This is a genomic window from Mameliella sp. AT18, assembly GCF_028807275.1.
GTDB lineage: Bacteria > Pseudomonadota > Alphaproteobacteria > Rhodobacterales > Rhodobacteraceae > Antarctobacter > Antarctobacter albus.
Genome location: NZ_JARAMO010000231.1, coordinates 1 through 11,730, shown reverse-complemented (window position 1 = coordinate 11,730; position 11,730 = coordinate 1). Strand labels below are relative to the sequence as shown.

Below are 11,730 nucleotides of genomic sequence, written 5' to 3'. Positions count from 1 at the left end.
TGTTGCCGACAGCCTAGACATGAAATGTCGTGGAAATAACCCAGTTCTATCCTTCGTCTTTCTCAGATGCATTGACCTCAGCCCCATAGCGATGACAGTGGCGCCGCTGCCAGCTTGTCGCCGAACGGCACGACATCCGCGCTATCGTAGAGCACGGTGCCGAAAGCGAAACGGTCTCCGCAAGCCTCCGCCAGAGCACGCAATCCGCCGAAGTCGCCGGATTTAACCGTAGCGCTTGCCTTCACCTCGATGCCGGCGATCATCCCGTCGTCACGCTCCAGCACGATGTCGACCTCGCGCATATCCCGGTCCCGAAAGTGATGCGGCGTCAGCCGCAGGTCCGAGGCCGTCATCAGCTTGAGCACTTCCGAGAACACGAAGCTTTCCAGGAGGGCGCCGAACGTCCCGCGATCCGCCTTCACCCTGTCGAAGGTCAGGCCGCGCGCGCTCGCCAGCAGGCCGGAGTCGAGGAAATGCAGCTTCGGTGTCTTGACGATGCGCTTCAGCGCATTGGTGAACCAGGGCTGCAGTGTCGCGATCAGAAAGACCTGTTCGAGCAATCCGACATAGCGCTGCCCGGTCTTGTGGCTGACATTGATGCTGGCCCCGAATTGCGAATAATTGACCAACTGGCTCGAGTATTCTGCCAGCAGGCGCACGAATTTCGGAAGCTCAGTCAGTTTCTCTACATCTGCGATGTCCCTGAGATCGCGGGTGAGGATCGAGGTGAGGTAGGACCGTGCCCAGTCCTGCCTTCGCCGCTCGGTTTGTCGTGCAATCGCCTCGGGAAATCCGCCGAGCAAGACGGCGCTGACGAGATCATCACCAATGATTGCGTTGCGCTGATTTTGCAGGTTCCCATCGAACAGGCGCTCCAAGAAGGTCGGTTTCTGGCCCTCGATCTCGGCCCTCGCCAGCGGCAGCATCTGGAGCGTTTCCATCCGGCCGGCGAGGCTGTCGGCGATCCGCGGCAGGGTCAGGACATTGGCCGAGCCCGTAAGAAGAAAACGGCCGGGGCGGTAATCCTCGTCGACTGTCTTCTTGATCGCGAGCAACAGGTCCGGGGCGCGTTGGATCTCGTCGATGATGGCAAGGTCCAGTCCGCGGATAAACCCGGCCGGATCGGACTGGGCAGCGTCCAACACGGTCTGGTCGTCCAGCGTGATGTAGCTGCGGCCAGCTTCCCCCATCTTCTTGACCAGCGTCGTCTTGCCCGCCCGGCGTGGCCCCACAATGAGAACCACGGGCGTATCCGAAAGGGCTTCCTCTGCCCGACGCTCTACAAACCGCTTGAACATCCAATCTCCGAGTCTCCGGCAATTGGAACTATCCATGTCGGCTGATTGGAAGTCAACGGCCCGCTAATTGGAACTTACCGCTCCGCTCGTTGGGAGAGCCTTTAGACGGAGAACCATGCAGTGAACCTGAAAGGCAACCTGGCGCTGCATGTCGCCGGTGCCGTTCCTGCCATAGAGAAGGCTTGTCGGAGCCTACCACATACGTCGCCCTGAATCTGACAACGCGCCTTGTGCGGAGGGCGGCAATTGACCGACTGACCAAAGCTCTTGACAAAATATAGCTTGGAGGCTATATGCCGAAGCAGGTCAACCTGCATGATGGCCAGTGGCGAGGGGCTTTCGCTTTCGACCCGAAAGGAAGGGCGATTATCCTCGTCGCAGGCGACAAGACCGGTGGAAGCCAGAAACGCCTTTACGAACAACTGATCGCCAAAGCAGACAAGCGGTTTTCCGCACACTTGGAAAGGCTGCCGTCTGCAACAAAGGACTGATCGTGATGGGCAGAGACATACATGAGATTATCGCGACCCTTCCTGAAGATCATCAGCAGGAAGTGGCGGCCCGCGCCGACGAACTCAAGCAGGAAATCGAAGGCCTTCAAGAACTGCGCAAACTTGCCGGAAAGGCGCAGGATGAAGTTGCCGATGTTCTCAAGATAAAACAACCATCGGTCTCCAAGATCGAAAAACAAGCCGATATGTACCTCTCGACGTTGCGCAGCTATGTCGAAGCAATCGGCGGTAAGCTAGAACTGACCGTGAGACTCCCATCTCGGCCGCCAATGATCATACAACACCTGGGTGATATTGCTCGGAGTTCGACGGAAAAGGCCGCTCGCCGTGGAGGCACCAAATAGATTTCATGCTGTCCGGGGGGAGCAGATTTGAGTCCGGAGACAACAACAAGACTACTCGCATCAATGAACGCCGGGCGCCTGCTCGTGGTTTGTGGAGCCGGTTTATCGATGGCAACGCCAAGCAACCTGCCCTCCGCGCGAGCGGTTGCAGAAAAATGCTTCGACAAATATCGCCTTGAGTCCGATCCGAACTGCGACCTCGCACTGCGTCAAGATCTAGAGGCCCTCGCGGAGCATTTCGCCGGCCTGAACACATTGAAATCCGTATTCATCGAGCATCTGGTCCCGTGGCCGGATTTCGTACAGCCGTCAAATGCCGGCCACGCCGCCATCGCGGACTTCCTGATCACTCGAGCCGCCGTTGCCGGTATTTCCAGCAACTATGACACGCTTATTGAGAGGCGGGCCTGGGACTATGGTTCCGAATTTCGGGGATCTTTGGATGGCGACGAGGCCATGGTCGACGCCACTCATCGAGGCCCGCTGCTCAAGTTCCACGGTTGCGAGAATCGGGACCGAAATTCTACCGTCTGGGCGCCATCGCAGCTTGCCGACCAGACGATTGCCGCGCGCATAGACAAGAGCAAAACCTGGATGGCGGCAAACCTGAGGCAAAAAGACCTCCTGGTCGTCGGCTTCTGGTCGGACTGGGACTATCTAAATGCGGTGCTCGGCACAGCACTCGTCGACGTGCAACCGCTATCCGTCACGGTCGTCGATCTCTCTCCCACCGACGCCCTGGAAGATAAAGCTCCCGATCTTTGGAATATCGCTCATGCCGAGAATGTGGTCTTCGAGCATGTGCAGGAATCCGGCGCCGACGTCCTTGATGATCTAAGACGCGCATATTCCACGAGTTATCTGCGGCAAGTTCTCGCCGCCGGAAAAGACGCTATCGAGGAAGCCACCGGCGCTCCCTGCAATCCCGACTGGCTCATCATGGAGGAATTTGACAGCGAGACTCTCTATGCATGGCGAAGAGACGCCGAGGGCGTTTCAAGCGCCGAACCCGCCACTCGGATCCGTCCCGGCAACAGCGAAACACTCGGATTTTTCCATCTTCTGCTCCGGCGAGCGGGCGCTGTCGAGCGGACGGGCGGGTACGATTTGAACGGGCGCATGATACGCGTCATCAACGGTGCCGATCGCATCCTGGGCTCGCTTCGCGCCCGCTTCATAGAGCCCCCGACGGCGATCAAAGCGGACATTGTGGTCGCCGTGGGCGCTACCGATCTCGGTGTTCCCAGCAATGTCGTGCGTGGCGGACGCGCTGGCGACGTTGTGCGGCCTGGAGCTGCCGGGACATGGATGGACCTACCGAGCGCGCGGGCGGAGCTGAACATCTGATGGATATTCCAACGCAAGTCGAAATCGTCCTGAGGGATGCCCAATACGATACTTGGGTCTCAACCGGCACGTCGTCGCCGGTCACATGCTTTGAAAGCGCCGCCCTCATGGGCTTTGTACATGTTTTCGACTCTGCCCGCGCTTTGCTGGACGAATGGGAGACGAGACAAAAACATGTTCTCGCGCGGCATGCGGCTGCCTTGCGCGCTGCCGGGGCAAAAGCCTGGAACGTTTATTCCCTGTTTCTCACCGCTGAGTCGGCTCCCGACCAAACGCGCGCCATCGAGAGGATAGAGGAAGACTTTGAGCTCACGCGGAAAATCGCGCGCGAGTCTGTCCGTACCGTCGATGATGTCGAGCGGGCGTTGCTGCCGCTGATTTCCATTCGTTCCAAACCGTCCTTGGGCGCGTCAAATTTCAACGACCGACTTCGCTCCAGGCTGAAGGACTTGCCGCAGGATGCCGTAACAGCGTTCCTAAGTGATACTTCAAGCATTGAAGTCGCGCGAATTCTCGGAGAAGACTCGTGAGGATCGACTTTCTGGAACTCTGCGGCTTTCGAGGTTTTCGCGACAAGGTGCGCGTCGAGTTCGGTAGCGGTTTCACGATCATTACCGGACGCAACGGTGTCGGCAAGAGCACGCTTTGCGACGCCGTCGAGTTCGCGATCACGGGATCGATCGAAAAATACACGGTCGAAAAATCAGCAAAAGAAAGCCTCAGCGACTATCTGTGGTGGAGAGGTGAAGGAAAACCGGCCGCACATTATGTCACCGTCTCGTTCCTCTCCGATGACGACAAGCCGTTTACGATCACGCGTTCCAGAGAAAGCGGTGCCGATCGTTCGGTCGAGGAAATCCACGCCGCCTTATGCGCCGGCGCAGCGCCGGATGACGCGCTCAGGCAACTTACGCGAACATCCATCATTCGAGACGAATGGATTGCCGCTCTCAGTCTCGACCTGACCGAAACCGAGAGGTTTGATCTCGTCCGCTCCGCACTTGGGGCGGTCGAGGATACGGAATCGGCGGCCAAGGCCAAGGAAGTTGTGGCAGCTGCGGACAAGGCGCATGCGCGCAATGAAGAGATTTACGAGGCTGCACGATCAAGGCTGTCAAACCGCATCGCGCAGCAGTCAGAAGCCCAAGCTGCCCTGAGCCGATCAGGCGATCTAGCGGCCGCGCTGCAAACAGTTTCCGCCGCGATATCGAACGTATCGTCGGACGTCACGTCCCAGCTCGAGAGCGGGCGAACCGCCCTCGCCGACCGACGGACCCGGCTCGCGCATATGAGCGAAGCGCTGCAATTGGCACGCGAGCTTGAGATTGAACAAAAGACGTTCAACAGCCAGGAAGCGGTCGACGAACGACGAGCGGCGCTCACCGGTCGAGATTCCGCGCAAAAGGCCAAAGATGATGCTGACGCAGCCGTTACCGAAGCCGAACGTCGGCTCACACAGGAAGAAGACGCCGACGCTGTCGCGGCATCCCTCACACTTCTCGTAGAGCATGGCGAGCGCCTGGGTCTACATGAAGACCACTGCCCATTGTGTGCGGCACACAGAACTTCCGAGGAGTTTTCGGCCGGTTTAGAAGCCGCACGCCGGCGCATCGCAACTCTTTCATCCGGCGTCCAAGCGGCCCGAGACGCTCTCGCCGCAGCTAGGGAAGCCGCGCGACAACCGTCACTCGATCTCGATGCCGCCGAGGAAATGGTCCGCTCCCACACCGAGGCGGAGCAAAGACTTAGGGCGCAGGAAGAAGCACATGTCGAGTTCTTCGATCTGAATGACTTGGACCATCAGTTTATCAATGACGTCGATGGTCTCGAAAGGGAAATCGGTCGTGAACGGGATCTGCTGATCGATCTGGAACGTGCCCTTCACGTCCTGGATGCGTCTCAATCCGTATCCCGCATTTCATCGATCGAATCAGACATCGCCGGGCTGCGCTCCGAAATCGACAGCCTTGCCGACGCCGTCAGCCAATCCCAGAGCGCTGCAACGGCAGCCCGTGAAATCGAGCGAAGCGTCAAACGCGTCAGCGCCGAGATAATCGACGAACGTCTCGCCCAAATCAGTCCGTTGCTTAACGAGCTGTACCAGCGTCTGCGTCCTCACGCCGATTGGCGCACGATCGATTACAGCATCCGGGGTGATGTACGCCGATTCCTCAGCCTCAAGGTCGGCGATGGGCTCAATCCTCAGTTTGTCTTCAGCAGCGGCCAGCGCCGCGCCGCTGGTTTGGCGTTCCTGTTGTCCGTCCATCTTTCTCGCGGCTGGACACCATTGAGATCACTCCTCCTCGACGATCCAGTCCAGCATATCGACGATTTCAGAGCACTGCAGCTCGTGGAGGTCCTCGCCGCTTTGCGCGTCGACGAGCGTCAGATTATTTGCGCGGTCGAGGACCCTGCCCTCGCCGACCTCCTATGCCGCCGTTTGCATAGCACCCCATCGCAGAGCGGCCGGCGTATCGATATTGATCTCGGGCCGAAAGGTTCGAATGTTCTCGTCAACGAAACTGAGATCGCCCCTATGCCTGTCGGGGTCTTGCGGCGCGATGGAGGTCTTCAGGTCGTAGGAAACTGAGAATTGGACTTTGAGAACTTCAGACACCGCTTCGCGTCCCATTCGTTCTTGGTTCGGTTTTGTGCAGCCGTACATTCATCACGGCCGAAGCTGAAAAATCCGAATAGTGGAGCGGCGGGACGATGGGCGTAAGGAAAACGAGAAAGAAAAAAGTATCCCTGGATGACCGGTTCGACTTTGTCGGCGACGGCGTTGCTGCGGGCGACAGGAACGCACTTATTCCTACCCTCTTCGAGGTCGAGGATCGTGCGTCGGGCGCGGCGCGCACACTGAAGCTCTGGAAAAAGACCGGCGAAGCCGTCGATGACGATCTGCGCCAACTCTGGCTGCATGAGACGCGCCAGGTTCAGCGCGTGATGTCCTACTCCGGAGCGCGAGATGTAATCGTCGACGTCCTTGAATTTGTTGAGGACGATGAGGATTTCGGCGTGGTTCTTAATCGTGTCGGTCAGCCGCTGAGCGAGCGGCGACGCCGCGTGCCACGGCAACACTGGTTGCGAAGTCTCGGTGCACCGCGACCACGCGCTCTGTTTTGGCGCAACATGAAGCGCATCGTCACGGCTCTCGGCATCATCCACGCCCAAGGCCTCGTGCACGGACGACTGTCCGCCGCCTCGATCATGACGGAAGGGGCGGACGAACCGGACTTTCAGCTTACTGGCTTCGAGTGGAGCCTCTGGCTGACCGCCGATACGGATGATCGCTCTCACGCCAGGGTCGGCGCTGCCGCAGCACTCCACCGCACCGAATGCTACTCCTTCGCCGAGGATTGGCGGCAGTTGGGCCTACTCGTTGCGGAATGCTTGGAGGCGGAGGTCCGCTCCTCCGGCGAGATCCAGACGCGCGCCGACCTCGAGGCGCCACTCGAACTGCACGTTGCAGAACGCGTACTGCTAAAGCGCCTCATCTCGCCCGCACGGATGGACCAACTCGACGCCGCCTCGATCGGACGCGCCATCGATGACCTAATTCCGGGCGTCAGTCGAGCAACGTCGGCCCATGCAGGCGCCTTCATTCTGACATTTGATCAGCAATCGCGTCTCGGTGAAGCCGTCTACGACGCGACCGACGGCGAAATTGCTATCGACGAATATCGACGTCAACTCGAGTGGGCACAGGCCGACATCGATGGCGGCGCCACCCTCCTCGTGCCCCGGCAATTTGATCCAGCGAGCACATGGCTAAAGCTGTTGACCAGCAACATGATCTACCGCGTGCGGGCTTTTCGTGACGAAGGCGCTGCCGTCTGGGATATAGGCGTATGTCAGGCGATCGCGGTCAGAGACGAAATCTTCAGTCTGGGCGACACAGAAGAGCATGACATAGCCCAATCTGTCATTGTCGCTGCGAACGCGCGCGAAGCCAAAGAGACGCGCGGCCGCATAGGACCCCAGGCGCTTGACTGGAGCGCCTTCGCCGAATCTGGACAGGAAGTCGGCAGTCAGGATGAAAGCGCTGCGATCCGACGCGGCTTGCTCTTGGTGCAAATTGTTGAAGCGGTCGTCAAGGCCCTCGACGTCTATCCGATCGAGATCCTCGACAAAGGCCGACAAGACGGGCGTCGCTACATCGTTCTTCGAGCGGAGCCTGGTAATGATCGCGATCAAACCGCGAAACGCATCGGGATGTCCGAAAGCGCTACGGCCCTAAAACGGCTGTTCGAGGACGAACATCCGGACGCAGACGCCAAATGGCGCATCAGTCAGGCTGCGAGTTTTGGAGCGACACGCGCTGGCGACGTGGTCGCCAGTTTCTTGGAGGCGACCGATAATCGCGGGCGCCGCGCCTATTGTTTCGAGATCGACGAGGAACTGCCAGAGGATAAACATTATTTCCTGCGCACCGAACGCGATACCGGTACCGAACAAGTGATCGCGCGACGCCTGCGGAACATCAAGGCACTGGACACGCGCATCGATTTGTCCCAGATGCTGGCCGATCCGTGGCGGGTTCGACGCTCCAGTCGGGAAGAACTGACTGAAGAAGACCGCGAGGATCCGACCTTTCTCGATTTGGATCGGCCCAAACAGGATGCTCTGTCCGGCATATGGGCGACCTTGCCATCCTACTTTGTAGTCGGGCCTCCCGGCGTCGGAAAAACGAAACTGGCCACAGAGGTCGTGCGCCGACGTTTCGCTGCGGATCGCTCGAGTCGCATGCTTGTCTCGGCTCAAGGGCACGATGCGCTCGACGGCCTATTGGGAAAAATAAAAGAAACTCTGAACGCTGGAGACATGAACGATGTTCTCGTCGTTCGGTCCACGACTTCAGATCAACGCCCGACAAGCGACGAGGAGATTCATCTCGCCAGCTTGGAATATCTCGAACGCCTCTCCACCAGCGCAATGGTACGCGACGCGCCGCAGGCCTTTCGAGACCGCGTTTCGACCCTCCGGGACGCCGCCGCAAAATTCGAAACGGCAAAGGCTTCCATCGACCGTGATCACAGATCGGGCTTAGGCGCTATCTCGAGCCTGGTCCTTGATGGCGCTAACATTGTCGTCTCGACGGCTAACTCACCGGACATAGAACGGCTCGTCGAAACACGGGAGCAGTTTGATTGGGTTATCGTGGAAGAAGCCTCAAAGGCCATCGGACCAGAGCTCGTCGGCCCGCTGATGCTTTCCGGTCGTAGGCTGCTGATCGGCGATCATCACCAATTGCCCCCATTCGACGCCGACCGCCTCATCAAGATCCTAAGCGACCACAGTCTCGTGAGCGAGACACTTGGCATCGCCGAGCAAATGATTGGTCCGCTGCTTCGCGATGGCGAATTGGATGAGCTGGAGGGTATCTTGGCCGACTCGGAGGGACTGAAGGCCCTTTCAGATATCGCGCTCCGTCTTCTCGAACCCTTCCGCACATTCGTTGACGAGGACGTCCGGCGTGGGCACGCCAATCCCGGTCATCGCCCCATCGCTGCAACCTTGACCGAACAACGCAGAATGGACCCAGCGATCGCCGAGATCGTCTCGAAGGCCTTCTACGATGGGAAGCTCATCACAGAGGCAAATCGTGCATTGTCCGCCGAACAGGAAGCACCGCCCATCCTCCAGACAGGCTCGCTGCCGCGTTCACCTGTTGTCGTGGTCGACTTCCCGCACGTCAGTTCAACCGGACTCGCCGAAACCTTCGAGCACGCGCGGCCCCGCTGGCACAATCCGAGCGAAGTTGACGCTGTCATTGATGTTCTCCGTTTGCTGAGAGCGAATGTCAGCGACATCCCGCCTTCTCTCGCGATCCTCTCGCCCTACAAGGCCCAGGTCGACAAGCTTCACCAGCGCGTCAGTGCAGGACTCGCCGGTGACCTCGCACATCTGAAGCAGTTCGCGTCAGCTCAAAGCAACGGAGCGTTTGTCGGAACCGTGGACTCTTTTCAGGGCAGCGAGGCCGACGTCGTCATTCTGTCGCTCGTTCGAAACAACGCCATGACGGGAGGACGGGCACTCGGCTTTCTCCGAGACCGGCGACGCATGAACGTCGCCCTCAGTCGCGCTAAGTGGCAACTCTTCCTGGTTGGGAGCCTCTCGTTCCTGCGAGAGGCCGTCAGGGGTGTCAATCCCGAAGCCGAAACTCATAGCCTTTCATTTCTCGATGACACCTTGGCGGCGATCACGGATCTAAGCACCCGAAAGCGCAATGGCACACCCTTGGCATCGATTATCGAGCCGCCTGTTTTGCGTGCGCGCTCATGACCGTTCTGATTGCAATTCCTGTCTTCCGCATTGGCTGCAAGGTCGGGATCGATCGTGGTCGCGCGTGGAGCGTTATCGACGAACTCGTGCTCTGGTCGATCACGCGGCAATCCAAATCAGTCGGAGCGCTTGCGGAGGAAGCCAACCTACCGCACCAGATTATTGTCGCTTCCATTGCACGTCTGATGCGCTTTCGACTCGTTGAAGTCGCCTTCACACGCGGAGGCGTCGCATTCAGAGCAAGCGATTATGGCTTCAAATCGGTCAGCAGCGGCGACCCCCTTCCCTTCTTTCCGAAACGCGTTTCCCGGCGTGTCAGCTTCGTCATCGAGTGGGCGACCGGCGACTTCTTCCCTACCCGGCAGATTCGACTGATGAATCAACACAAGATCGACGCTGCCCGTAAAGACGGCGCCGAAGTCCGAACAATCACGGTTGACGAAGGTGGTCCATCAGTCTCGCACGAGGCGAATCTCAACCGGCTCGCCGACATCGCGACGCGTGGCCTGGATGAGCAAATCGCGCTCATCGACGGGCGCACCGCTACAATGCGCGACAACGAATTCATGGTGTTTCGAGTTACCGATGGCGTTCCCCAGGGATTGCCGGAAACAGCTGGCCCCAAACTTCGCCAAGTAATTCAAGAAACAGCGGCTTTGCCCCCTGGCACGACTCGCGTGCCCGTGACCTATGCGGGACCGCGCGAAGACACTGACCAAGAACCACGCGCCCATACTGGCGCATTCGATCCAGACGATTTGGTTATCGGTGGTTCAGCGCAACGAACCTGTTTGGAAAACTTGCTCGCCCAAGCCTATCGCCGTGTCATCATTCACTCGACCTTTCTTGACGCTGTACGCTTTGGAGAATTGGTCGAGCCCATTCAGGAAGCTTGCTCGCGTGGCGTGACCTTCGACCTGCTGTGGGGCGCAGAGAAGGACGACGACACCGAACGCAGAAACGCCACCGCCGCCATACAAATCGCCAAGACGATCAGTGAAAACCCTCACATGCGTGGGCGGTTCCGTGTTCATATGCGAACCACCGGTTCGCACGCCAAACTGATGCTGGTTGACACTGCTGAAGAGGGCTGGCTTGCAGTCGTCGGCTCATGCAATTGGCTTTCGTCGCCATTCCAAGCGGTCGAGCTCAGCGTCATCCTTCGCAATCAACACGCCGTCGCAGATGTTGCGACGGCACTCCAGCGTTTGACGGGACGGCGGGGTCTCGCGGACGACATAGCCACGGAGCTGGCGCTCACGGCTCGGGACTTGCGGCGCATGCCTAGTCAAGACGGAGACGCCCGTCTTTCGATAATCACCGGTGAGGCGCACGACCGGCTCATTCGAACTGCCAGCAGCTCCGCCAGGCAGAAGTTCGTAATCGGGAGCAATCGGCTCGGTTCGACCGCGCGCCCCGGTGCTCTCATGCAGGGAGAGGTCGCCAGCCGCCGTGATGGCGTCGACGCCATCGTGCTCTATACGCAACCCAGCGGTCCCCTGAAAAACCGTCACGCCCGAGCACTGGCTCAAGAGGCTCGGACAAATGGACTGGCGCTGGCGAAAACCAAAAAGATTCCCTTACACGGCAAGTTCCTTGCTTGGGATATCGATGACTTTATTGTTACGAGTTTGAACTGGGCATCGGCCTCAACGGATGCTGATTTCCCGTGGGGAGAAATCGGTGTTCACATCCATGCTCCGGGGATCGCATCCGCTGCCCTTGAGCGGCTTGAAGAGATTTTTCCGGAACTAGCAGCTGCACAGAATGAAAGTAGTGCGTGACCGATCGCGGTTCTTGCGGCGAAAGATCAATCTGAGCAGCCAGGAACGTTCGGCATTAGTAGGTTTCCTATCCTCGGGAACCTTCGCGTCTTACATTGGGATCGACTTCACACCTCTACGTCTCTCTTGAATGTAAGCGGTGTGCCGCCCCCACACTTAC

At 58.8% G+C, this 11,730-nt stretch carries 9 protein-coding genes; 7 read left to right on the top strand and 2 right to left on the bottom strand.

The features are described from left to right. Positions 1–77 precede the first annotated feature (77 nt). Positions 78–1,298, bottom strand: coding sequence for an ATP-binding protein (locus PVW46_RS20630; protein ID WP_274577375.1), 1,221 nt, complete (start codon positions 1,296–1,298; stop codon positions 78–80). A 293-nt stretch (positions 1,299–1,591) separates the two neighbouring features. Between PVW46_RS20630 and PVW46_RS20625 the strand changes: the two genes are divergently transcribed. The 5 genes from PVW46_RS20625 (at position 1,592) to PVW46_RS20605 (ending at position 6,091) form a co-directional block, all read left to right on the top strand. Next, complete coding sequence (locus PVW46_RS20625; protein WP_274577374.1) at positions 1,592–1,789, top strand: type II toxin-antitoxin system RelE/ParE family toxin; 198 nt, start codon at positions 1,592–1,594, stop codon at positions 1,787–1,789. 5 nt (positions 1,790–1,794) lie between these two features. After that, a complete protein-coding gene (locus tag PVW46_RS20620) occupies positions 1,795–2,154 on the top strand; it encodes an XRE family transcriptional regulator (RefSeq protein WP_274577392.1) in 360 nt (119 codons plus the stop codon). A 63-nt stretch (positions 2,155–2,217) separates the two neighbouring features. Continuing rightward, positions 2,218–3,501 carry an SIR2 family protein gene (locus PVW46_RS20615; RefSeq protein WP_274577372.1) on the top strand — a complete coding sequence of 428 codons (1,284 nt, stop codon included), beginning with the start codon at positions 2,218–2,220 and terminating at the stop codon, positions 3,499–3,501. Further along, entirely contained in the window at positions 3,459–4,031 is a 573-nt protein-coding gene (locus tag PVW46_RS20610; RefSeq protein WP_274577370.1) for a hypothetical protein, read from the top strand. Before PVW46_RS20615 ends, PVW46_RS20610 begins: the two co-directional genes overlap by 43 nt. Beyond that, the gene (locus tag PVW46_RS20605; protein WP_274577369.1) at positions 4,028–6,091 is read left to right on the top strand and encodes an AAA family ATPase; all 2,064 of its coding nucleotides are present in this window, start codon (positions 4,028–4,030) and stop codon (positions 6,089–6,091) included. The genes PVW46_RS20610 and PVW46_RS20605 overlap by 4 nt, the downstream gene beginning before the upstream one ends. Here PVW46_RS20605 and PVW46_RS20600 read toward each other — a convergent pair. After that, positions 6,073–6,669 (bottom strand): hypothetical protein, encoded by a 597-nt coding sequence (locus tag PVW46_RS20600; RefSeq protein ID WP_274577368.1) that lies wholly within the window; start codon positions 6,667–6,669, stop codon positions 6,073–6,075. The genes PVW46_RS20605 and PVW46_RS20600 overlap by 19 nt on opposite strands. On the opposite strand from PVW46_RS20600, the gene PVW46_RS20595 reads away from it, so the two are divergent. Both PVW46_RS20595 and PVW46_RS20590 read left to right on the top strand, forming a co-directional pair. Beyond that, on the top strand, positions 6,634–9,786 hold the full coding sequence (locus PVW46_RS20595; RefSeq protein WP_274577367.1) for a DEAD/DEAH box helicase: 3,153 nt from the start codon (positions 6,634–6,636) through the stop codon (positions 9,784–9,786). The two genes, PVW46_RS20600 and PVW46_RS20595, sit on opposite strands and share 36 nt — an antisense overlap. Then, positions 9,783–11,570, top strand: a complete 1,788-nt coding sequence (locus PVW46_RS20590) for a phospholipase D-like domain-containing protein (protein ID WP_274577366.1) — start codon at positions 9,783–9,785, stop codon at positions 11,568–11,570. Before PVW46_RS20595 ends, PVW46_RS20590 begins: the two co-directional genes overlap by 4 nt. Positions 11,571–11,730: the final 160 nt, after the last annotated feature.

What these genes read in the sequence shown, in the direction of transcription:
- PVW46_RS20620 (WP_274577392.1), top strand. Translation starts at nt 1,795, where the DNA reads ATGGGCAGAGACATACATGAGATTATCGCGACCCTTCCTGAAGATCAT.
- PVW46_RS20615 (WP_274577372.1), top strand. Translation starts at nt 2,218, where the DNA reads ATGAACGCCGGGCGCCTGCTCGTGGTTTGTGGAGCCGGTTTATCGATG.
- PVW46_RS20630 (WP_274577375.1), bottom strand. Translation starts at nt 1,298, where the DNA reads ATGTTCAAGCGGTTTGTAGAGCGTCGGGCAGAGGAAGCCCTTTCGGAT.
- PVW46_RS20625 (WP_274577374.1), top strand. Translation starts at nt 1,592, where the DNA reads ATGCCGAAGCAGGTCAACCTGCATGATGGCCAGTGGCGAGGGGCTTTC.
- PVW46_RS20590 (WP_274577366.1), top strand. Translation starts at nt 9,783, where the DNA reads ATGACCGTTCTGATTGCAATTCCTGTCTTCCGCATTGGCTGCAAGGTC.
- PVW46_RS20610 (WP_274577370.1), top strand. Translation starts at nt 3,459, where the DNA reads ATGGATGGACCTACCGAGCGCGCGGGCGGAGCTGAACATCTGATGGAT.
- PVW46_RS20595 (WP_274577367.1), top strand. Translation starts at nt 6,634, where the DNA reads ATGAAGCGCATCGTCACGGCTCTCGGCATCATCCACGCCCAAGGCCTC.